A 22,459-nucleotide genomic window follows, 5' to 3' on the forward strand; every position below is an offset into this window, starting at 1 on the left:
CAAATATCCCTGACTGTGCCCTCAATTATCACAGAAGATGTTTTTAGAACATCATGAAAGGACCAGCAGTGCCACCGTAACGAAGACCGCGAGGATGAGGATGCTGAGTCCGATACCGGCCCGCATCGGATGTACGAGGCTGTCGTCGTCGCGTAATCGGGCAATCACGTCGTTCGGGGAAGTCACTGTTCGCGTAACGACGGTCGTCGCCTGAACCACTGTGCGGTCCACGGCGGCATACAGTTCGGTCACGCCGACGACGAGGCCGCGGGAGCCATAGAAGACGGCGGGGTTGTACAGTTTATCAATATCCGGGACGCGGCCGAGCTTCGAGAGGGGCTTCTTTGTCACCGCGAAGCCGATCAGCCCGAGGACAGCGAGCACGACTCCTTCGATGAGATGGGGGATGGTGTAGGTCTCGTAGACGTGGTCGACGACGGCCCCGCTCGTCACGTCGAACGGAAGGATGGTGAACAGGGCTGTGTCGTACACACCGTAGATGATACAGAGCGCGGCTACGGACACCATGGCGACGCTCTGGAGACGGTTCGCGTCCGGCATGCTCCCGTCGTACTCGCCGTGGAAGAACGCGTAGTAGCCGAACTTGATGAACGACATGAACGTGCCGACGCCGCCCAGCAGCAGCATCCACTCGAGCGTATAGAACTCACCGAGCGGGAGCGGTCCCTTGCCGAAGGTGTAGTGGCTTCCAGAGATGATGATGCCCTTGCTGACGAAGCCGTTGAAGCCGGGGAAGCCGGCGATAGACAGCGCAGCGACGGAGAACGCCCCAGCGGTGATGGGCATCTCTCGCCAGAGGCCGCCGAGTTTCTTCAGGCTCTCCGTGCCGGTCCGGTAGATGACGACACCGGCGGTCATGAACAGCAGGCCCTTGTAGAGGATGTGGTTGAATACGTGCGCGAACGCGCCGGCCTGAGCGAGCGGCGAGCCGATACCGACGCCGGCGACCATGTACCCGACCTGGGACTGGATGTGATAGGAGAGGAGCCGCCGCATGTCGTTCTGGAACAGTGCGAACAGCGCGCCGAAGATGGCCATCGCACCGCCCATATAGGCGATGGCTTCGTGGCCGTTGGGGAACGCGCGGTACATACCGTAGACGCCGGTCTTGGTCGTGAACACGCAGAGGAAGACGCTGGCGGCGATGTGCGGGCGCGGATAGGTGTCGGGTAGCCATGCATGCAGGCCGATGAAGCCGACGTTGACGCCGATACCGATAGCTGCCAGCGCGGCGGCCAGCCCGGACGAAATACCGGCCGTCTCCGGGCCACCCGGTACTGATGCGAACAGGAACGTCTCCACCTCGACGTAGTGCCGGAGGATGGCGGCCATCAACAGCGTGCCGCCTAGGCCGTGCAGCAGTGCGTACCGGAAGCCGGCCCGGACCGCCTTGCCGCCGTAGTGCCACACCAGCAGCGTGCTGGTGACGGCCATCAGCTCCCAGAAGAAGATGAGTGTGAGCCAGTCGCCGGCGAACACGGCCCCGAAGCTCGTCGCAACATACGAAAGCGCGAACGCCGTCTGTGTGGTGTCGGCCTCACTGGCGTAGGAGTAGAGGACGGCGACGGCGGCGATGAGGCCGAAGATGATGCCCATCAGCCGGGAGAACGGGTCGACGTTCAGGAGGACGGCCTCAAAGCCAAGGAAGCTGTCTACATGGAGGTGTGCACCCTCAGGGACCACGACTGCCCATGGCACCGCCAGCGCCGGGACGAGCGCACCGACGGCGTGCCCGGCCCGCCGCGGGAGTCGGGACACGACGATTGCCAGCGCGAGCAGTATGACCACCGGCGGAACCGTCGTCAGCATCGACATTAGACGACCACCCCCGGGAGATTCTCGACGATAGTATCGACGATTTGCAGGAAGATCGCCGTGTGTGGCACCGTCCCCAGCAGGAGCGACAGCGTGGCTGCGGTGAGTATCGGCCCGAGCATAAACCACGTACTCTCGCCGCCGCGCCAGCCGCGGTCGTCCCAGCCGCCCGCGGGCGGGCCGCCGTGGTGTTCGTGTTCTTCGTGGTGCTTGCCGAGATGGTCGACGTGCTGTGGGTCCGGAACATCGCCCTCGTCGGAGTGACCGTCGGCAGCGCCCGATTCGTGGTCCTCACCGCCGTCGGCCCGAACCTCGTCTCGCCCGCCAAGTGGTCCCCCGATGAGCGGCTTCTCGTCGTGGCTCTCCGGCGACTCGAAGTACGCCTGGTAGACGATGGGCCAGAAGTACGCGATGTTGAGTACGCCCGAAACCAGCAAGGCTGCGGCGAAGATGAGCCCGCCATCGAGGCTCAACGCGCCGATGACGAGATACCACTTGCTGACGAACCCGGCGACCAGCGGAATCCCGGCCATTCCGGCCGCAGCGACGGCGAAGGCGGCCATCGTCAGCGGCATCCGCTTCCCGATGCCGGCCATGTCGCTGATGTCGTCGGTGTGGGTCTCGACGTGGATCGCGCCGGCACAGAAGAACAGGGTGAGCTTCATGAACGCGTGGGCGGGGATGTGGAGCAGGCCGCCGGTCAGCGCCTGTCCGTGGAGTAGACCCAGTCCCAGTACGATATAGGAGAGCTGGCTTATCGTCGAGTACGCCAGCCGCCGCTTGAGGTTGTCCTGTCTGAGCGCGATGATACTCGCTGTCAGGAGGGTAAAGGCCGCAATCGCGGCGAGCGGGAGGCCGACGCCGAGTTGCTCCATCGTTCCGGTTCCGTACACGTCGAGGACGACCCTGGCGATACCGAACACGCCGCTTTTGACGACGGCGACGGCGTGCAACAGTCCGGACACCGGCGTCGGCGCGACCATCGCGTCCGGGAGCCAGGAGTGCATCGGCATCAGTGCGGCCTTGACGCCGAAACCGGCCGCAAGCAGGGCGAAGGCCGCCCGCGCTAACGTCGGGTCGGCCGTCGCGAGCGCTTCGATACCGCCGGGCGTGAAAGCCGTCGTCCCGGCGAGGACGAACACGAGGACGGTCCCGCCCAGCACAGCGACGCCGCCGCCGAAGGTGTACGCGAGGTACTTCCGGCCGGCGGCGCGGGCCTCGTCTGTCTCGTCGTGGGTGACGAGCGGGTACGTCGACACCGTCAGCAGTTCGTAACAGACGAACAGCGTCAGCAGGTTCGACGCGAAGGCGACGCCGATAGCCGACGCGAGGCTGGCGGCGAAGGAGGCGAAGTATCGGGTCTGGGCGTGTTCGTTCAGCCCGCGCATGTAGCCGATGCTGTAGAAGCTCGTGACGATCCACAGCAGACTCGCGAGCAGGCCAAACAGCAACCCGAGCGGGTCGACGCTGAACGCCAGTTCGATTCCAGTGGCGAACTGTCCGATTGCGAACTCGTACTCTGTCCCGCTCAGGACGCCAGGGACCATGCTCGCAATGATCCCGAACTTCGCGAACGCGACGAATAGGGTCACCCCCTCCCGTACGTTTGGTCGGCCCTTGAGCGAGAGAATCGCGGGGATGGCCACCGCCGAGACGAGGATTGCCAGGATTGGGCGTAGCGAATCAGTCATTGGTTTAGAAGGGGTGGAAGTGTGTCCTCAAGCATTGCTTGTAACTCCGGTACGGCTGCGGTCAGCGCGACCGCGAGTGCGGCCGCGATGACGACGACGGCGATCATCCCGAACGAGACCGCCTGTCCGCTCCCGTCCGTCACGGGAGCCTCAGCAGGTGTCTCCTCCGAGTGGATGGTCGCCTCGGCGAAGTAGAGCCGCTCGACGAGGCGGGCGAAGTACGCGAGCGTCAGCAGGGTACTCGCGAGTAACACGGCCACGACGGGCCAGTTCTCGGCGTTGACCGCGCCGAGGACGATGTACCACTTGCCGACGAAACCGACCGCCGGCGGCACGCCGACCATCGCCAGCGAGAGCACGGCGAAGCAAAACGCCGAAATCGGGACGCGGCTCCCCATCCCGGCGTAGCCGTTCACCGTCGTCGCGCCCGTCTTACGCTCGATGACCCCCGTTGCCGCGAACAGCCCGCCTTTCATCACTGCGTGGCCGAGCAGGTGGACGGTCGCGCCGACGACGGCCAGCGGGGTCGCGATGGCGAATCCGGCGACGACGAGGCCGAACTGCGACACCGAAGAGTACGCGAGCATCCGCTGGACGCTGTCCTGTGAGACGGCGAGTGCGCTCCCCGCGATGATGCTCACGCAGGCCAGGCCGACCAGTGCCCAGCGAGCGACGGGCACGGCCGTCAGGAACTCAACGGTGAACACGGAAAACAGCAGGCGAGCGAGCGCGTACGCCGAAACCGTCGAGACGAGCGCCGAGATGAACGCGCTCACGGTGTCCGGCGCGTTCGCGTACGCGTCTGGCTGCCAGGTGTGCAGCGGGAACAGGGCGACTTTCACCGTCAGCCCGCCGATCATCAGCCCGAACGCGGTCAGGACGAGCGTCGAGTCGTAGGCCGCCATCTCCCCGAGTTTGCTCGCCAGATCGGCCATGTTGAGCGTCCCCGTCGCCGCGAGCAGGTAGCCAACGCCGAGCAGATACAGCGAGGCCCCGACGGTCCCGATGATGAGGTACTTCAGCGCCGCGACGGCGGCGCTCGCGTCCCGGCCACTGGCTACGAGGCCGTACGCTGCAAGCCCCGTGATTTCGAGGAACACGTAGAGATTGAACACGTCGCCGGTGACGGTCATCCCCGTCAGGCCGGCGACCAGCAGCAGGTACAGGCCGTAGAAGGCGTTCGAGTGCGGGCCGGCCTGTCGGGCGTACGCGAGCACGCCCAGTGACACGACGGCCACGAGCAGGGCGACGGCCCCGAGAGCCCGTCGACGACGAGTTCGATGCCGTACGGGGCGGCGAAACCACCGACCGCGTAGGAAACGGTCCCGCTCGTACTGACGGTCCACGCCAGCAGGCCGGCCAGACCGGCCTGGCCGACGAGCGTCAGCGTCGCGACTGGCCACCCTGCCCGGTCGCTCACGAGGCTGGCGACCAGCGGCACCGCGCCGCCGATAATCGGCAGGACCACCAGTAACACAGGGAGTTGTTCAATCATAGTAGAGCTGTTTGAGTTTATCTTCGTCCAGCGTCCCGTACTCGGTGTAGATGCGGATGATAAGCGCCAGCGCCACGGCGGTCAGGCTCACCCCGACGACGATAGCGGTCAGGATGAGGACGTGTGGCAGCGGGCTCACGTAGGGGCCGCCGCCCTCCTTGATTATCGGCGGATCCCCGCCGGCCCGGAACGCGAGCGTGATGAAAAACAGGAAGATGCCCGTCTGGAAGATGTTCATCCCGATGACCTTCTTCACGAGGTTCTGGGACTCGATGAGCATGTAGAGGCCGATACCCAGCAGGAGCATCACCGCGAAGTAGTTGTAGTGTGAGTTCAGCAGTTCAAACATTAGCTCTCATCCTCCGGTGAGTCGACGGCGTGGCCGAACCCGGCCGCGAGCAGGAAAAAGAGGCCGATGGCAACGCTGGCGACGATACCACCGATGGCCAGTTCGACGAGCTCGATGGCGTAAGCGACCACATGCGAGATGAACTGTTCGTACAGGTGGTATTCGAGGAAGTTCCCGCCCAGGAGCATCGTTCCCAGACCGATTGCTGCGAACGTGAGCACGCCGCCGGACGCGAGCGCGGCGACGACGCGGACGTCGAGCCACTCCCGGGCCGCATCGATGCCGTAGGCGAAGGCGAGCATCATCACGACCGACCCGGCGATGACCCCGCCCTGGAATCCCCCGCCGGGGGAGTTCGCGCCGTGGAACATCACGAACAGGGCGAAGGTGAGGACGAACGGCGACACCACGCGGACCGTCGTCATGATGATCGTGCTCTCGACGTACAGTCCGGTTCGCTCGTCGCTACTCATGCGAACACCTCCTGTCTGAGGACGGTCAGTGCCGCCACGCCGGCGGAAAAGACTACGACCGCCTCACCCAGCGTGTCGAATCCACGGTAGGCCGCGAGCACGGCCGTCACACCGTTTTTGACTTCCGTGTCCGCGTATGCGTTGTCGATGTAGTGCTGTGTTACCTCGCCGCTGACGACGGGGTTTGCCGCGCCCTCCGCCCCAACGGCGGGCAGCGACGGGACCGTCGCTATCATGACGACGACGAACGCGCCGACCAGGACGACGGTCGGGACGCTGATCGACTCGAACAGGCCGTTTTCCTGTGGCCGAACGGTGTTTGCCAGCGCCAGGATGAACAGGATCGTCATGATGCCGGCCCCGACAGCCGCTTCGGTCAGCCCCACGTCAGGGGCCTCAAGCATCACCCAGATAATGGAGATGCCGAGGCTGTAGGCGGCAAACGCCATCAGCGACGCCAGCACGTCACGGAGTACGGCCGCGCCGATAGCACAGCACAATACGAACACCAGCAACACTCCCTCGATGAGCGAGAGCGTCATGACTCGCCCTCCTCATCGCCGGCAGTCCACGGCTCGATACCCTGGTCCTGTGCCGCCCGTGCGACGGCGTGGGCGGCGGTGGGGTTCGTTAGAAACATAAACACCAGCAGGAAGACGGCTTTGATCGTCGCGAGGTCGGTCTGAATCGCGAGCGCGGCGGCCCCGATAGCGAGGACGGCACCCAGCGTATCGCTCTTCGAGGCCGCGTGCGTCCGAGTGTACACGTCCGGCAGTCTGACGATGCCGACCGAGGCGACGCCACCGAAGAACGCACCGACCAGTGCGAGTACGACGATCCCCCACTCCAGCGGCGTCATAGCACACCCCCGTGTTCGACGTTGAACTTCGAGAACGCTATCGAGAGCAGGAAGTTCAACAGGGCGTACACGAGCGCGATATCGAGGAACAGCGGCTTATCGAGCGCGCCGGAGACGAGCGCGATAGCGATGACGGTGTTCGTCCCCATCACGTTGACCGCGATGACTCTGTCGTGGTCCGTCGGCCCCGCGAACACGCGGTACAGCGACACGATAGCGAACAGGACGAACGCGCTGGCGATCGCCAGCAGCGCCGCCTCGAACTCAATCATCGTCGGCCACCTCCGGGTCGTCGATATCGCTCTCGATTGTGCCGTCGCCGTCCCCCTGCCCCCGTTCGCGCGGCGAGGGAATCGCTGCGGCCTCCCGGCCGTAGAAGACGAACCGGACGGCCCGTTCGAGGCCGCCGTCGAACAGGTCCTCGCGCGCACTTCCGGTGAGCGAGTGGATATCGAACGCCTGTTCGGAGACGCTGACGGTGAGCGTCCCGGGCGTCAGCGTGATGCTGTTTGCCAGCGTCGTCACCGGCCCGTCTCCCCAGATGGCCGCCTCCAGTTCGACCATCTCGGGGTCGATTGGCAGCGACGGGTGCAAGACGACGTAGGCGATTTCGAGGTTCGCAATCGCGATCTCTTTGAGGAGGTACGGGATGTAGAGGGCCATCCGGGCGAACTGCCCCGGAACCCGTGTCAGCGACGGCTGGCGACTGAACGCGATCGGCGCAAGCAATGCAGTGACGATAGTCGCCGTTATCGCGCCAGTGAGGAAATCCAGCGGTTTGTACGAACTCAACAGCAGATAAAACAGGTACGACGCCCCGAAAATGGTGAGATACTTCGGGAGCGTCGCGGCGCGAGCGAGCGCGGTCGACCGCGCCGGCCGCTCGACGGGTGCGGTCTCGACGTCGATATCGCCCCGGACGAGTTCGACTTCGAGCGGCCGGAGCATCGGCGTCGTGCCGCCCGGGTTGAACTCCGGATCGAGGACGACCCGTTCGATGCTGTGTTCGTCGGCGTAGGCCAGTATGACGTCGGCGTAATCGCCGGGGCTGAACAGGTAGCGGTCGGCACCGATGACGCCCAGTTCCACGTCGAGGTTCGACGGTGGGTCAGCACCCAGATCCTCGTCGAGCCAGACCTCGATGCGGTCGAGCAGGTCTTTGGCCTGGCCGAGTTCCGTCTGCGCGTCGGGGTCGACGGCGCGCGTGCTTGCGACGGCGACGAGATGCAGGGATACCTGTTGCTGTCCCTCTCTGGCCGCCGATTCGGCCTGTTCAATGGCGTAGGCGACGGTGTTACGGACCGTCACCGAATCGGCTACTGGCACGAGCAGGCGACGGGGTGGTAGTACAGTCACAGTATCTGTTTAGAAACTCCGAATAGCGGTTCGTCGGGCAGTACTGTCGTTATCGGACCGGAGCAACGGAACACGCAAAACTATTTCGTAATCGGTTACGCGGTCAGCCACGACTGGACAGATGGTCACCGATTTCGTCGGCGACACGAGCGCCGAGTCCCTCCTTGTCCCCGACGTACTCCGTGGCCGTGTCCGCGTCGACGAGCAGGGCGCGCGTCTCGTCGGCCCCCATCACGCTCGCGTCGTTGGCGACCACGAAAGTCAGCCCGGCCCGCTCGCGTATCTCGCGGGCGCGCTCGATCAGCGTCTCGTCGTCACCCTCCGTTTCGACCTTGAACCCGACGATAGGGAGGTCGGGGTGGGCCGACCGAACGGTGTCGATGAGCTTCGGCGTCGGTTGCAGCGTCAGCGTCAGTTCCGCCTGCCCGCTCTTGATTTTCTCCGGTGCCTGCTCGACGGTGTAATCCGAGATGGCGGCCGCCGAGACCAGCGCGTCGGCCGAGTCGGCGACCCGACGAACGGCCTCGGTCATCTCCGCGGCTGATTCGACCTGCTCGACGGTGGCGTACGGCACGTCTGGCCCGTCGTGGACGAGCGTCACGTCGGCCCCGCGGGCGTAACAGGCCCGTGCGACTGCCCGGCCGGTCCGCCCCGATGAGCGGTTCGAGAGCGTCCGCACCGGGTCGACTGACTCCGTGGTCGCACCTGCGGTCACGACGACGTGTTCGTCTGCAAGCGGCCGGTCGTCCGCGGCCCGTGCAGTCGCCGTGACGATGGCCTCCTCCGTTGCAATCTTGGCTTTCCCTTCCTCGATCCGCGGGTCCACGAAGTCGACCCCCCAGGACTCGACGCGGTCGATGGCGTCCAGCACGCCGGGGTGGTCGTACATCGGTTCGTGCATCGCCGGCGCGACGACGACCGGCACGTCCGCGCCGAGAGCGGTCGTCGCACACGTCGTCACAGGTGTGTCGTCGATGGCTCCCGCAACCTTCCCGACGGTGTTTGCCGTCGCCGGTGCGAGCAAGAGCACATCCCCCCAGCCCGAGCGCCCGCAGAGGTCGACGTGCTCGACACTGCCCGTGATTTCGGAAACAACCTCGTTGTCCGTGGCGAACTCGAGTGCCCACGGGTGGATGATGCCCGTCGCGCTGTCGGTCATCACGGCCCGGACGGACGCCCCCTGTCGTCGGAGTTCGTGTGCGAGCTCCACCGTCTTGACGGCCGCGATAGACCCCGACACCCCCAGGACGACGTTGACTCCGGTCAGCATACCTGCCGGTTCGCGGTGCGGGGGTAAAAGCCCCTGTCTCTCCGGCGGGCCTAGTCGCCGTCAGTAGCGGGCTGCTCGTTTCGCGTACCACTCCTGTCGCTGCTGGTACGTGGTCCCCCGTCGTGGGCGTTCAGCGCGAGGGTGAAGGCGGCTATCGCAAGCAGGACCAGTCCGAGCGCGACCACCGAGCTGAGCGAGAGCCCGGCCGACGTGGTCGGAACCGCGACCGGGATGAGCACGTACCTGACGAGCATCACGAGCAGGATAGCCCCGGTGAGGACGGCCGCAGTGCCGGTGACGTGGACGAACTCGCTGTCCGTCGTTTCGGCGTCCCGGCCCAGCTGGTGGCCGATACTGCTGGCGTGCGCGCCGGCGTCCCAGACCAGCAGCGCCGCCGCGCTCCCGACGAGAACGAGTATCGGTGCGAGTCCGCGCTCCGCTCCGAGCAGCGTCATGACGAACAGGAGTCCGCTCCCGGCCGCGAATCCCGCCACACGTCGGGACAGCAACTCCGCACCGACTAGTTCGGACAGCACCGTGACGAGTCCACGAAGGACGACGACCGAAACCAAGACGCCGAGAAGGACCACGGTCGCCGAGCCGTAGTGGCCGCCCCCAGTATAGGTCGGTGCTACCCGCCGGGTCACGCCAGCGGCCGTAAGGACCAGCGCGCCCAGCAGCAGCACCACTGGGAGCACGATACTGCCGGTCTGCCGCGCCAGCAACCGTCCGGGGTTGTCCCCCAGCCACTGTAGCAGCCACTGCCGGAGCCGTTCGACGACGAGGATACTCAGTAACGCCAGCAGTCCGGCTACAAGGGGGAGGTGGAGCGGACCACTGAGAGCGACCCGCAGAGACGGCCCGACCACCGGAAGGCTGCCGAGGAATCTGTCGAACAGTCCCTGCGCCGTTGGGACAAACGCGACGAGCAACTGCAGGCCCACGGCGGCTTTGACGTAGCGGTCGACGTCCCACCAGCTCGTCCCCAGCAGGTCCAGTCGCCCGAGCGTCCGGTCGGCCGTCGCCGTGGGTGCCGGAATCCACGATTCCAGCGTCTCCGTGACCCGGTCCAGCAACAACAGGGCGAGGAGGACACCAACCTGTAGCGTCACGAAGCCCACGAGCGGCTGGACCGAGAAGCCGGCAACGACACGGACGAGCACCCAGGGCAGCCTGACGGCAGCGGCGACGGCACAGACGATTGTGGCGCAGATACCGACCACCAGTACCACGAAACTCTCGTCGAGCATCGCCGTGAGTTCGTCCGTCGCGTCGGTCGGCGGCACCAGTCCGCTACTCGCGTCGATGACGACGAGTGTGGCGGCCAGCGGGAACCCGAGCGCCACGACGAGCGACCAGTAGTCAGTCGCCAACAGCGCGGTTCCACAGAACACGCCCGCGCCGATGACGACGGCAACGCTGCCGCCGGCGATGCGTTCGTGGGTATCGCTACGGAGCGCCCAGACCCCAGCTGCGATACAGAGCCCGCCGACGAAGCCGGTCAGGACTAGTATCGGGTCCACGACAGCGACGGCAAGGGCGAGCGAGACGAGCACCGCGACTGTTCCGGCCAGCGCCGCGCTCGATGCCGCCGGCCGACTGTCGAGTTCCGTCATGCCCACCGCTCCGTTGCGCGAATGAGGGCTTTGGCGAGCGGTTCCGCGGGCGTCCAGTCGACGACCCGAACCCTCCCTCGAAGGTCGTCGAGGCGGGCCGTTCGGTCGATTCGTTCGACGGTACTGCCCGGACTGTCCCCGGTCGTCATGTCCGGGCTGACGACCGTGACCGCGTGCCCGTACGCGGCGAGCCGTTTCGCCGCATCGGACGCCCGGTCGTCGAGCAGGGGCGTACAGAACACGACCTGTGACTCGCTCGGTATCGAGCGGTCGAGTGTCGCCACCGCGTCGCCGCCGTCGGCGATACCGTACCGGTCTGCCGTCTCGGTCGATGACGACATTCGCCGGGCGCCAGTGTCGAGCAGCGACGAACTGCGGGTCCCTGCCGACCCAGTGACCGACCCGCTCACAACCGTCTCCAGAAACGCCTCCAATCGCTGTTCCTGTGCCCGATTGGCCGACGGCTGGAGCGTCTCACAACTGTCGTAGACGGCGGCGCCCACGCGGTTGTCCATGTCCAGTAACGCCGAGCCGACCTGCTGGGCCGCGTAGGCACAGAACTGGACAGCCGTGGGCGTGCCCGTCTCGCCCGCAACGGGGTGTCGGGAATCCACGAGCGTGATGACGGTGGCCGCCCGCGTCTCCTTGAATTCGACTGTCGCCAGCTCGTTGGTCTTCGCGAGGCGGTTCCAGTCGACGCGGTTCATCGGGTCCGAGGACTGGTGCTCGCGGATGGCGTAGAAAGCGAGGCCGTTCCCGCCGGCGTCCGTCGGCACGCGTCCGGACTGGGAGAGCGTCTGGCCCGAAAGCGGGACGGTGTCCACACTGGCACTGCACGAGAGCGTCGTCTCGACGGTGACCTGCTCGGCGAACTCGACAGTCCCGGTCAGGTTCCGGCAGACGACCGCTACGTCGGTGAACGCGTGGTCGCCGCGTCGGGCTTCGACGGTGTAGGTGACCGAATCCGACGCTCCGGCTTCGAGGTGGGTGCCAAAGCGCGGGGAGCCGTCCACGACTTCGAGCCGCTCGGGGACGCCGTCGAGGACGCGAACGTCGGGCAGGGTCGCGTCCCCGTCGTTCGTGAGCGTCAGCGTCACTGTCACTTCCGAGCCGGGGAGCGGGTCGGCCGGTTCGACGTGACGCTCGACTGTGAGCGTCGGTTCGGGGTCGCCGATGGCCGCCTGATAGGCCGCGTACACAAGCGCCACCGCCGCGACCATGAAAATCGCCGGGTTCCCGGTGACGATTCCGGCCCCGCCGGCCACCAGCGCGGCCGAGACACCGACGTTGCGCTGTGTGGTCTCTCGGGTGCTCATGCACCCTCACCTCGCTGGAGCCGGCGTATCTCGGCTGCCGCAGCCTCGACTTTCCGGTCGAACCCCTCGCCGCTGGCCCAGTCCCGTAACTGCATCTCGATTGGCGGGTCAGGCGCGTCCGGACCGCCGAGGAAGGCGGCCGCCCGGCGGTCGTCCGTCCACGAGCCAGTACGGACGTCCCGGGCCGCCGCCTCCGTCGACATGTCCGCCGTTTCGACCAGCACCTGTCTCGCGGCCTCGCGGAGCCTGTTCCTGACTTCGGACGCATAGCTCGCTTCGAGGCCGTTGTAGGGGTCGACACGCCCGTCGATTTTCGCGAGTAACTCGTCGATATCCTCGCCGACCATATCGCCGGATTTCGCCTGTGTCGCCTCGGGTTCCAGCAGTTCGTCGAGCAGTTCTGCCGGCTCGTCGTCTGTACCGTCGTCACGATACGGGTCACGCGGCTGGCTCCCTTTCACTGGCGGGAGGTCCGACTCCTGTGTCAACACGACAGTATACAGACCGAAGAGGCCGATTACGACGGCTCCGATACTTGCACCGAGCCGGAGCCGTCTAGCCGTCCCGCTGCCGACATCTGGGAGGACTGAGGGAAAAGTAACGACGAACACCGCCCCGGCAAGTGCGACGAGTCCCAACAGCGTGTGCCGGACGAACTTGCGCCCCGGCGTCGGGCGTTCGACGCTGACGTCGATGGTTGCGCTGGCGGTCTCACCTTGTCGTGACTCTGAATCGCTCATCAGTCGTCACCTCCGCCGAGGAGCTGTCTGAGGGCGTTCCGGGCCGATTCGGCTCGGGCACCGGTCGCCGACCGCCCGCCGTACTCGACCTCGCGGAAGAGGGTTGTTAGCCGTCGAACGGGCTCTGCCGGAAGTCCGCTGTCGATAGCCCGGCGGGCGTACTCGCCGGGCGTCGCCGTCTCGGGGTCCGACACGGAGACGCGGTCGGCCAGTAGCGCCCATGCCTCTTGGATGGACAGGCTATCGATGTCCGGGCCGTCGTCCGCCTCTGCCGTCGATTCGGTGGCCGTCGACTGCCGCTGCTCCGAGTCCGACGAACCAAACAGCGGCGGGCTATCGACGCCACTTCGGACTGAGGCGAGGAAGCCGCCGGTCCCACCGAAGCCCCTGAGGGCTCTGAACGGCGCGACCGAGAGCGACCCGAGCGTACTCGGCAGGCCGGCGACCCCTCGCAGTGACATCGTGCCGACCGACCCGATTCCCGTCGCCAATCCGGTCAGGACACCGCCGGAGACGGCGCTGATACCGGCCCCGACTCGTGAGAGCGCCGACGACCCCGAGAGCAGCGCGGCGGTCGTTACCTTCGGAATCCGGCCGATGGTCCGCCCAACCGCGCCGTTCGAAACCGCCGAGACGACTGTCCCGGCCAATCTGTCGAGGAGCGGGTGCAGGAGGAATCCGGCGTCTGTCGACCCGTCGCGTTCCGGGTCTGATGCCGCCCGGATGACACCGACCGCGACGGCGCCGAACCCGCCGATAAGCGCCAGCCCGAGCAGTTTCACCAGAACTGGGGACCCGCTGTCTTCGCCCTCGCTGGCCGCCGGCGTCGCTGTCGCCGTCTCCGTCGGCGTTGGCGTCGCTGTCGCTGCCGGCTCGTCGCTCGTCCTCGGCGTCGTCTCTGCCCCATCGCTCGTCGCTACCGGCGTCGGCCCACTGTCGACGTCGTCGGGTGCTGTTCCGTCGGGCGTGACCGGCTCGCTCGCTCGGCTGTCGAGGGGACCGCTCGACTCGAACTCGACACCGAGCGCGCCGGGAAACAGCGCCGTGCCGAACAGGACAGCGACCGCACAGAGGAGGGCGAGGGCGGCACGAACCAGCTTTGTTGACACTGTAGCACCGTTTCCGGTGACAGGATAAATATTTTCCCTCACTGCTGGACTGTCCGAACAGAAAACCTTTCATCCGCTGTGGGTATAGCAGAACTACCTCTATGCGGACACTGACTCGCCGGATGCTGTGGACTCTCCTGCTCCTCCTCGCCGTCGACATCGCTGTGGTCGCGACCGCGGCGGTGCTCCTGACACCCTGGCTTGCGCCGGTGCGGGATGCTGTCGCGGCTCACCTCCCGTTCGGTGGGGCGTCGGCACGCATCGCCTGGTGGGTGGCTGTTCTCGCCCCTGCCCTCGTCGCGTTTGTCTGGGCACAGCTGCGATACACCAGAGCCCAGACAATGGCCGAGGTTGACGCTCGCATCGTCGGTCCCGAGGAGTACCCCGACCTCCACGAACGGGTGCAGCGGCTCGCGCAACTGGCCGACCTCACGCGGCCACGGATTGCCGTCGCAGACGCCGACGTGCCAAACAGCTTCGCCATCGGGACGCTCGGCGGCGCGACGGTGGTCGTCAGCGAGGGACTGCTGGCGACGCTCGGAGGTGACGAACTCGACGCGGTGCTGGCCCACGAACTCATGCACGTCGCCAACCGCGACGCGACCGTCATGACGCTGGCCAGTTTCCTCCCGTCGCTGACAAACGGCGAGTACGACCCGCTTGATGACCTCCTCCCCGGCGGGAGCGGGAGTCGCTATGCGCTCGGGCTGGTCGCGCTCGGCTTCGCGTACGTGTGCAGCGCCCGGGTGCTCGCGGCCCCCGTCGGAAGCCTCTCGTTCACGCTTGGTTTCCTGTTCCTGTTCGCGGTGACAGTCCTGTTCGGCGGCGTCGCGCTGGGCGTGTTCACTGCCCCCGTCGTCGTCCTCGGCCGGTCGCTGTCACGCGCTCGGGAGTTCGCCGCCGACCGGAGCGCGGCCCAGTTGACCGGCGATCCTGCCGCGCTCGTCGGGGCGTTAGAGACACTCGAAGGAGATGACGACCGCCCGAGGACCGACAAGCGCTCCGCGTACGCTGGCGTCCGCGGACTGTGCTTCCTCCCACACGGGTTCGACACGGCGGCGTCGAGCGATTCCCTGTCTATCGAAGCGCGGTCACACCCGCCGACAGCCGAGCGAATCGAACGGCTGCAGTCAGTTGCACGCTCGCTCGAAACGGGGTCAGTCTGAATCCTGATCGACGCTCGGGTGCATCGTCGGCTCGCCCGGCATCGGCTCCTCGAAGTACCGCCGCATGACTTCCAGTGACTCCTGTTCGCGTTTCTTGCGCTCCGCCTCGTCGATTTCCTCGCAGCCCGGCGGAACCGGGCGGTCGCGGCCGGTGAAATACCCCTCCGGTGCGGTCCAGTCGTGATAGAAGTCGATGTCTGAGTCCTCTATCAGTGTCAGCCCGACCTGTGCGCCGTGGCCCGCGGCGACGATGGTCTGGTGGTGCTGCTCGGCCAGCCGGCCGGCCGCGTACAGCCCCTCGATATCGGTCCGGCCCTGCTCGTCGGTCGAGATGAACTGCTTCGACCCGCGGTCGATGAGCGAGAGTTCCAGCCCCTCCAGATACGACGGGTCCGACCAGGACGCGGCGATGAGGTGCGTCGCGTCGTATGACTCGCCGTCGGTACAGGTTACCTCGAAGCCCTCCGCAGTTTCCGTCACCTGCTCGGCTTCGCCGTCGATGAACCAGACGCCGGCGCGCCGCGCCTGTGCCCGCATGAGTTCGAGCAGGAGCCGTGGGTTGATTCCCGCCGGGAACCCCGGGTAGTTCTCCAGGTGAGCATTGCGGTTCAGTATCGACTCACCGGTCGAGATAATCCGAGTCGACAGGTCGGCGCGAGCGGTGTATATCGCCGCCGAAAGTCCGGCGACGCCCCCGCCCACGATGATGACTTCTTCGCGGTCGGTTGGCATAGACAGATGTTTTCGATGGGGGCCAAGAAACGTGCCGGTTTGAGACCTATAGACGGAGAGCGGTCAGTAACGGCCCCGTCAAGGCACACACCGGGCGATACAGTTTCTGAGACTACCCGAAGCCTCATAACGATACACCTACTAAAGGCGTCGTAATGACCGACACCGTCGACGAGGTCGATATGCCGTACGACGATGACGCGTCTCAGCAACAGAAGATCGAGGCGCTGCAGGAGCGGCTAGAGGTGCTCGAATCGCAGAATGAGGAGATGCGCGACAAGCTGCTGGACGCGAACGCGGAAAACAACAAGTACCAGCAGAAGCTCGAACGGCTCACGCACGAGAACAAGAAGCTCAAGCAGTCACCGCTGTTTGTCGCGACCGTTCAGGAACTCTCCAGTGACGGCGTGATTATCAAACAGCACGGCAACAACCAGGAGGCCCTGACAGAGGTCACTGACGAGATGCGCGAGGACCTCGAACCCGACGACCGCGTCGCCGTCAACAACTCGCTCTCTATCGTCAAACAGCTCGACGACGAGACCGACGTTCGCGCTCGCGTGATGCAGGTCGACCAGTCGCCGGATGTCACATTCGCCGACATCGGCGGTATCGAAGAGCAGATGGAGGAGGTCCGCGAGACCGTCGAGATGCCGCTGAAGAGCCCCGAGATGTTCGAAGACGTCGGCATCGACCCGCCGAGCGGCGTCCTGCTGCACGGTCCGCCCGGCACCGGCAAGACGATGCTGGCGAAGGCCGTCGCCAACGAGACCGACGCGACGTTCATCAAGATGGCCGGCTCCGAGCTGGTCCACAAGTTCATCGGCGAGGGCGCAAAGCTCGTCCGCGACCTGTTCGAACTGGCCCGTCAGGAGGAGCCCGCCGTCGTCTTCATCGACGAGATCGACGCCATCGCGGCCAAGCGGACGGAGTCGAAGACCTCCGGCGACGCCGAGGTCCAGCGGACGATGATGCAACTGCTCTCGGAGATGGACGGCTTCGACGACCGCGGCGACATCCGTATCATCGCCGCGACGAACCGCTTCGACATGCTCGACCGCGCCATCCTCCGCCCCGGCCGCTTCGACCGCCTCATCGAAGTGCCCAACCCCGATGTCGAGGGCCGCAAGCAGATCTTCCAGATCCACACCCGCAGCATGAACGTCTCCGACGACGTGGAGTTCGAGGCGCTGGCCGAGGAGATAACGGACGCCTCCGGTGCTGACGTGAAGGCCATCTGTACCGAGGCCGGGATGTTCGCCATCCGCGACGATCGCACCGAGGTCACGATGGCTGACTTCCACAACGCCTGGGAGAAGATCCAGCAGGAGGAGACCGACGACGAGGACGTCTCCCGGACCTTCGCCTGATTCGGCCACGCTTCTATCGGATTTCCCGCCGTTTTTCCGAGTCAGCAGCCACCGCTCCGGCTCGCAATCGCGCCGCTGTTCCCGCCCGTTTCAGAACACAGTTACCACTCCGGTCCTGAACTGTTGCTATGGCCGTCGCAGACACACTCCAGTCGCGTGCCCGCGCTCGTCCGCGGCTCGTCACCGCTGTCGTCTCGGTCGTTGGCTACGCGCTCGTGTTCGGCGCGTTCGGTGGCGTATTACCCCTCCCCGAGTTCTCGAACGACACCGTCATCCTGCTGGGTGACGCAATCGCCGTCGTCAACAGTATCGCCTTGCTCGCAATCGTCGCCGGCGTCTACTTCATCAAGAACGACCAAGTACAGAAACACCGCGCAGCGATGCTAACCGCCTTCACCCTCATCATGGTGTTTCTGGCGCTGTATATTCTCAAAGTCGGCGGCGGCTTCGAGAAGGAGATCGTCGCCGAGGGGATCGTCTGGACGGCGTACATCGTGATGCTCGCCATCCACATCCTGCTGTCCGCGGTGTCCGTGCCCGTCGTCGTTCACGCGGTCGTGCTCGGGCTGACACACTCTCCCGCTGAACTCAGGGAGACGATTCACGCTCGCGTGGGCCGCATCGCCGTCTCGGCCTGGGGGCTGAGCCTCTTTCTCGGACTCGTGACCTACGTCATGCTGAACCACATCTACGGCTGGGTCCCCCGGTAGGCGACGACCCTCCCGGTGCGTGCGGTGGCGAACGATTTTGCCGGCCGCCGTCGTAGGCCCGGGCAATGACCACAATCAAGGACAGCGTCCACGACCACATCGAGATTCAGGGCGTCGCGGCGGCGTTGCTCGATACACCGCCGGTCCAGCGGCTTCGGCACATCTCCCAGCTCGGCACGGTGACGCTAGTCTACCCTTCGGCGAACCACACTCGATTCGAGCACTCGCTGGGTGTTTATCACCTCGCGGACCGGGCACTATCTCACCTCGGCATTGAGGGCCAGCAGGCCGAACGGGTCCGCGCCGCGGCACTGCTCCACGACGTGGGACATTCGCCGTACAGCCACAACGTCGAGGCGCTCATCCACCGTCGGACAGGCAAGTACCACGACGACGTGGACGAACTGCTCGGTGACGGTCCTGTCGCGCGGGTGCTCTCGGAACACGGCCTCAACCCGGACCGCGTGGCCGGCCTCGTTGCTGGCGAAGGCGAACTGGGCCAGCTCGTCTCCGGCGAACTGGACGTCGACCGGATGGACTATCTGGTCCGTGACGCCCACCACACGGGCGTGCCCTACGGGACCATCGACCACGAGCGGCTGGTCCGGGAGCTGTGTTTCGTTGACGGCGAACTCGTCTTGGACGAGGGGAACGTCCAGACGGCCGAGTCGCTTCTGCTCGCGCGGGCGCTGATGAACCCCACCGTCTACCAGCACCACGTCGCCCGCATTGCCAAGTCGATGCTGCGCCGGGGGACTGAGGAACTGCTCGCCGCGACTGACACGACGGCCGAGGCGCTTCGCCGATGGGACGACAACGACCTGCTCGTGGCGCTCCGACAGTGTGACGCGACGGAAGCGTACGCCCGGCGGCTGAGTCAGCGGGACCTGTACAAGCGCGCCGTCTGGGCGGAGTGGGGTGCCGTGCCCGACGAGATTCTGGCGGCCGACCACGACGCGGTCGGCGCGATGGAGCGGGCTATCGCCGACGAAGCGAACGTCGACAGCGACGCTGTCGTGCTCGATATCCTGCCCGAACCGTCGATGACCGAGTCGAGCAGCCGTGTCCTCGTCAACGGCGACGTCCGCCGGCTCGGCGAGCAGTCGACCCTGGTTAACGCCATCCGCGCCGCCCAGCGCGACCAGTGGCGACTCGGCGTCTACGCGCCGGCGGACGAGAGCGAGCGGGTCGGCGCGGCGGCGATCCGCGAACTCGGACTTGATCTCGACGGGGCCAGAGTCCGGGACGTGCGGACGGGTATCCATGCGACCCTCGATGAGTTTAACTGAGAGAACGGGCGAAGGGAGAGTATGATTCTCGAAGGGACGATTCTGACGGGCCGGTCGTTCGAGGCCGTCGAGGGCCGCGTCGTCGTCGAGGACGGGGAGATAACCGCCGTCGAGGAGACCGCGGTCGACAGCAACGACATCGTGGTGCCGTCGTTCGTCAACGCCCACACGCACATCGGCGATTCAATCGCCAAGGAGGCCGGAGAGGGGCTCTCGCTGGAAGAACTGGTCGCGCCACCGGACGGCCTGAAACACCGGTTGCTCCGCGATGCGAGCCGGGACGAACTGGTGGCCGCGATGGCGCGGACGCTGTCGTTCATGCAGCAGTCCGGGACCGGCGCGTTCATCGAGTTCCGGGAGGGCGGCGTGGAGGGCGTCCGCGCGATACAGGAGGCGCTGGACGGGTCGGACCTCGACAGCGTGATTCTCGGACGCGAGACGACCGATGCAATGGAATTAGCCGACGGCTTTGGCGCGAGCGGGGCCAACGACAGCGAGTTCGGGGCGGACCGGCGCGCGACCCGACAGGCCGGGAAGCTGTTCGGCATCCACGCGGGCGAGGTCGATAGCTCCGATATCAACCCCGCACTCGACCTCGACCCGGACTTCCTCGTCCACATGGTTCACGCCAAGTCGCTGCATCTCGAACGGGTCGCCGACAGCGAAATCCCCGTCGTCGTCTGCCCCCGGTCGAACATCGTGACCGACGTTGGCCGCCCGCCGGTCGAGGAACTGGCCGAGCGGACGACAGTCGCGCTCGGGACGGACAACGTCATGCTCAACAGCCCGTCGATGTTCCGCGAGATGGAGTTTACCGCGAAGCTGCACGACATTTCCGCCCGTGAGGTACTGCGGATGGCCACAGTCAACGGGGCCGAAATCGCTGGGCTTGGCGGCGGTCTGGTCAAGCCCGGGCAGCCGGCACGCCTGCTCGTTCTCGACGGGGATTCGGACAACCTCTCCGGGGCGCGAAACCCGGTTCGGGCTGTCGTTCGCCGGGCGGAGACGGCCGACGTTCGGCGGGTCGTCCACCCCGGGACGGAATAATTCTTATCACTGCGGGAATAGTATCCTTGGGCGATGCCCTCCACCACCGACCGCGCCCTGAGCACACCACTGAAGATACTCCTGTATGGCCTGCTCGGCGTCGTGTCGCTGATTGTCGTTCTTGCCGCTGTGAGACTCGTGTTCGGACTGTTCTGGGGCCTTGTCGGCCTCGCATTCGGTATCGTCTCCCTGGCGGCTACTATCGGGGTGCTGGCGGCTATCGGCTACGCCGTGTACTGGTTTGCGTCGAGACTCATCGGTCAGGACGAGGCGACGGCGTCGACCACTGACGTGTCACAGACGCAGGCCACGCACACAGCAGGTGCGCCCAGTGCCGACGAGACAGACTCCGTCGAACGACTCTCCGAACGCTACGCCAACGGGGAGATAACCGAAGCCGAACTGGAACGACGGCTCGAACAGGCCCTCGACGAACCGGCGCTGGATGGCTCCGGGGCAACAGAGTACGAACGGGACCGAGAGCTGAACTGAGCTCTATCCTGCTCGATTGTTGTATGTTGCCTGTTACCAAACTATATCCCTTCAGCCAGACAATAGTACAGCATGTACGACAGGATACTGGTGCCGACAGACGGCTCGCCGGGGTCAGAAGCGGTACTCACACACGCTGAAACACTTGCGACGACCCACGACAGCGAGATTCACGCGCTGTACGTCGTCGACACCGGCCGGTTCTCGACGCTCCCGCACGAACCGACGTGGGAGAGCGTCACCGATTCGCTCCACCGCGAGGGCGAGATGGCCCTGGACATGGTGGAGCGTCTCGTTGCCGACGATGTGACTGTCACGCGAGCCACGGCCGAGGGAAGCCCGAGCCGGGAAATCATCGACTACGCGAGCCAGCACGACTGTGACCTCATCGTGATGGGGACCCATGGACGCGGCGGCATCGACCGCCTGTTGCTGGGAAGCGTCGCCGAACGGGTCGTCCGGTCGGCCCACGTCCCGGTCGTCACTGTTCCGGTCGAGACGACGCCACAGGATATCTCGGAGGACGAACAGCCTACCGGCGTCCCACAGTGACGTGTCTCCTGTCGTCGCCCTCACTCCGTAACCGGACGGAGATGTTCGCAATCTCCCGCTGAAACGATTTTTGTCCCGGACTCTGTCTCGATGACGAGCGCGCCCGGGAACTGGATATCTACGGCTTCGCCCTCGATGGGGCCGCCCGGCGTCTCGACCCGGACCTGTTGTCCCAGCGTCGTCGCGTACTCCCGCCACGCCTCGACGACCTGCTCCGTGTCCTGGCGCAGCGAGTCGAACTCCTCCAGCAGTCGCTGGGTGAACAGCCGTCGGTCGACCGGCTCGTCGCGCTCGGCCGAGAGACTCGTCGGGTTCGCTTCGTCGGGCAAGTCCGCGGGGTCGACGTTCGCGTTGACGCCGATGCCCACGACGACCCACGAGACGCGGTCGGCCTCGCCTTCCATCTCGGTGAGGATGCCGACTAGCTTGCGTTCTTCCTCGCCGCGCCGGACGAGCACGTCGTTGGGCCACTTGATGCTGGCGTCGATGCCGGCCTCGCGGGCCGCCCGCGTCACCGCGACGGCCGCCGCGAGCGTGAACACCGGCGCGTGGGCCATCGGCACGTCGGGCCGGAACAGCACCGAGAGCCAGGCCCCGCCGCTCGGTGAGTGCCAATCGCGGTCGAGTCGCCCCCGGCCGCCGGTCTGTTCGTCGGCCAGCACTACGACGTCCGACGCCCCCTCCGCCGCGAGGTCGCGGGCACGAGCGTTCGTGCTGGGGATGCTGTCGTGGTACTCGACGGAGAACGGCGCGTCGAGGCCGTATTCGACCGCGCTCGCCCCGAACTCCGGTACCGAATCGAGGACGTAGCCCGCATCGTCGCTGCGGATCTCGAACCCCTCGTCACGCAGGGCTTCGACGTGCTTCCAGACCGCAGAGCGGGAGATGTCCAGTTCGTCGGCGAGGGTCGGCCCCGAGACAGGGCCGTCTGCCAGTGCATCGAGTACCCGGTGGCGTGTCTCGTTCATGGAGGGGGCTTCGACCGGCCGGA

22 protein-coding genes and 1 pseudogene are annotated in these 22,459 nt (G+C 65.9%); 7 read left to right on the top strand and 16 right to left on the bottom strand.

Going from position 1 to position 22,459, the window contains the following annotated elements:
* Positions 1-51: 51 nt before the first annotated feature.
* From SG26_RS11555 to SG26_RS11620, 14 genes and pseudogenes are all read right to left on the bottom strand, one after another.
* Entirely contained in the window at positions 52-1,836 is a 1,785-nt protein-coding gene (locus SG26_RS11555; protein ID WP_050037634.1) for a Na(+)/H(+) antiporter subunit D, read from the bottom strand.
* Complete coding sequence (locus SG26_RS11560; protein ID WP_050037635.1) at positions 1,836-3,527, bottom strand: proton-conducting transporter membrane subunit; 1,692 nt, start codon at positions 3,525-3,527, stop codon at positions 1,836-1,838. Before SG26_RS11560 ends, SG26_RS11555 begins: the two co-directional genes overlap by 1 nt.
* A pseudogene (locus SG26_RS11565) lies at positions 3,524-5,022 on the bottom strand (monovalent cation/H+ antiporter subunit D family protein). The gene SG26_RS11560 and the pseudogene SG26_RS11565 overlap by 4 nt, the downstream one beginning before the upstream one ends.
* Entirely contained in the window at positions 5,015-5,371 is a 357-nt protein-coding gene (locus SG26_RS11570) for a cation:proton antiporter subunit C (protein WP_014039689.1), read from the bottom strand. The pseudogene SG26_RS11565 and the gene SG26_RS11570 overlap by 8 nt, the downstream one beginning before the upstream one ends.
* Complete coding sequence (locus SG26_RS11575) at positions 5,371-5,844, bottom strand: Na(+)/H(+) antiporter subunit B (protein WP_050037636.1); 474 nt, start codon at positions 5,842-5,844, stop codon at positions 5,371-5,373. Before SG26_RS11575 ends, SG26_RS11570 begins: the two co-directional genes overlap by 1 nt.
* Positions 5,841-6,386, bottom strand: coding sequence for a DUF4040 domain-containing protein (locus tag SG26_RS11580; protein WP_050037637.1), 546 nt, complete (start codon positions 6,384-6,386; stop codon positions 5,841-5,843). The genes SG26_RS11575 and SG26_RS11580 overlap by 4 nt, the downstream gene beginning before the upstream one ends.
* Positions 6,383-6,703: a monovalent cation/H(+) antiporter subunit G gene (mnhG, locus tag SG26_RS11585; RefSeq protein ID WP_008310505.1), complete on the bottom strand. Its 321-nt coding sequence runs from the start codon at positions 6,701-6,703 to the stop codon at positions 6,383-6,385. The genes SG26_RS11580 and mnhG overlap by 4 nt, the downstream gene beginning before the upstream one ends.
* On the bottom strand, positions 6,700-6,975 hold the full coding sequence (locus SG26_RS11590) for a cation:proton antiporter (protein ID WP_005535719.1): 276 nt from the start codon (positions 6,973-6,975) through the stop codon (positions 6,700-6,702). Before SG26_RS11590 ends, mnhG begins: the two co-directional genes overlap by 4 nt.
* Positions 6,968-8,011, bottom strand: a complete 1,044-nt coding sequence (locus tag SG26_RS11595; protein WP_044952163.1) for a monovalent cation/H+ antiporter subunit E — start codon at positions 8,009-8,011, stop codon at positions 6,968-6,970. The genes SG26_RS11590 and SG26_RS11595 overlap by 8 nt, the downstream gene beginning before the upstream one ends.
* 151 nt (positions 8,012-8,162) lie before the next feature.
* The gene (gene coaBC, locus SG26_RS11600) at positions 8,163-9,329 is read right to left on the bottom strand and encodes a bifunctional phosphopantothenoylcysteine decarboxylase/phosphopantothenate--cysteine ligase CoaBC (RefSeq protein ID WP_050037638.1); all 1,167 of its coding nucleotides are present in this window, start codon (positions 9,327-9,329) and stop codon (positions 8,163-8,165) included.
* 50 nt (positions 9,330-9,379) lie between these two features.
* Positions 9,380-10,945, bottom strand: a complete 1,566-nt coding sequence (locus tag SG26_RS11605; RefSeq protein WP_050037639.1) for a hypothetical protein — start codon at positions 10,943-10,945, stop codon at positions 9,380-9,382.
* Positions 10,942-12,261, bottom strand: a complete 1,320-nt coding sequence (locus tag SG26_RS11610) for a DUF58 domain-containing protein (RefSeq protein ID WP_050037640.1) — start codon at positions 12,259-12,261, stop codon at positions 10,942-10,944. The genes SG26_RS11605 and SG26_RS11610 overlap by 4 nt, the downstream gene beginning before the upstream one ends.
* On the bottom strand, positions 12,258-13,001 hold the full coding sequence (locus tag SG26_RS11615; RefSeq protein WP_050037641.1) for a hypothetical protein: 744 nt from the start codon (positions 12,999-13,001) through the stop codon (positions 12,258-12,260). Before SG26_RS11615 ends, SG26_RS11610 begins: the two co-directional genes overlap by 4 nt.
* Positions 13,001-14,110, bottom strand: coding sequence for a DUF4129 domain-containing protein (locus SG26_RS11620; RefSeq protein ID WP_050037642.1), 1,110 nt, complete (start codon positions 14,108-14,110; stop codon positions 13,001-13,003). Before SG26_RS11620 ends, SG26_RS11615 begins: the two co-directional genes overlap by 1 nt.
* Positions 14,111-14,211: 101 nt before the next feature.
* On the opposite strand from SG26_RS11620, the gene SG26_RS11625 reads away from it, so the two are divergent.
* Positions 14,212-15,276, top strand: coding sequence for a M48 family metalloprotease (locus SG26_RS11625; protein ID WP_050037643.1), 1,065 nt, complete (start codon positions 14,212-14,214; stop codon positions 15,274-15,276).
* On the opposite strand, the gene SG26_RS11630 is transcribed toward SG26_RS11625, so the two are convergent.
* Positions 15,268-16,008, bottom strand: a complete 741-nt coding sequence (locus SG26_RS11630; protein WP_050037644.1) for an NAD(P)/FAD-dependent oxidoreductase — start codon at positions 16,006-16,008, stop codon at positions 15,268-15,270. The two genes, SG26_RS11625 and SG26_RS11630, sit on opposite strands and share 9 nt — an antisense overlap.
* 155 nt (positions 16,009-16,163) lie before the next feature.
* Between SG26_RS11630 and SG26_RS11635 the strand changes: the two genes are divergently transcribed.
* The 6 genes from SG26_RS11635 (at position 16,164) to SG26_RS11660 (ending at position 21,468) form a co-directional block, all read left to right on the top strand.
* Complete coding sequence (locus tag SG26_RS11635; protein ID WP_014039701.1) at positions 16,164-17,378, top strand: proteasome-activating nucleotidase; 1,215 nt, start codon at positions 16,164-16,166, stop codon at positions 17,376-17,378.
* Between the two features lie 128 nt (positions 17,379-17,506).
* The gene (locus SG26_RS11640) at positions 17,507-18,088 is read left to right on the top strand and encodes a DUF420 domain-containing protein (RefSeq protein ID WP_014039702.1); all 582 of its coding nucleotides are present in this window, start codon (positions 17,507-17,509) and stop codon (positions 18,086-18,088) included.
* 65 nt (positions 18,089-18,153) lie between these two features.
* Positions 18,154-19,377, top strand: a complete 1,224-nt coding sequence (locus tag SG26_RS11645) for an HD domain-containing protein (protein WP_050037645.1) — start codon at positions 18,154-18,156, stop codon at positions 19,375-19,377.
* Positions 19,378-19,398: 21 nt separating this feature from the next.
* On the top strand, positions 19,399-20,424 hold the full coding sequence (locus tag SG26_RS11650; protein WP_050037646.1) for an amidohydrolase family protein: 1,026 nt from the start codon (positions 19,399-19,401) through the stop codon (positions 20,422-20,424).
* A 33-nt stretch (positions 20,425-20,457) separates the two neighbouring features.
* Positions 20,458-20,916 (top strand): SHOCT domain-containing protein, encoded by a 459-nt coding sequence (locus tag SG26_RS11655; protein ID WP_050037647.1) that lies wholly within the window; start codon positions 20,458-20,460, stop codon positions 20,914-20,916.
* A gap of 72 nt (positions 20,917-20,988) precedes the next feature.
* Positions 20,989-21,468 (top strand): universal stress protein, encoded by a 480-nt coding sequence (locus SG26_RS11660; RefSeq protein WP_050037648.1) that lies wholly within the window; start codon positions 20,989-20,991, stop codon positions 21,466-21,468.
* A gap of 20 nt (positions 21,469-21,488) precedes the next feature.
* On the opposite strand, the gene SG26_RS11665 is transcribed toward SG26_RS11660, so the two are convergent.
* Positions 21,489-22,436 carry a biotin--[acetyl-CoA-carboxylase] ligase gene (locus tag SG26_RS11665; protein ID WP_050037649.1) on the bottom strand — a complete coding sequence of 316 codons (948 nt, stop codon included), beginning with the start codon at positions 22,434-22,436 and terminating at the stop codon, positions 21,489-21,491.
* Positions 22,437-22,459 lie beyond the last annotated feature (23 nt).

This window comes from Haloarcula sp. CBA1115 (assembly GCF_000827835.1).
Taxonomy (GTDB): Archaea; Halobacteriota; Halobacteria; order Halobacteriales; family Haloarculaceae; genus Haloarcula; species Haloarcula hispanica.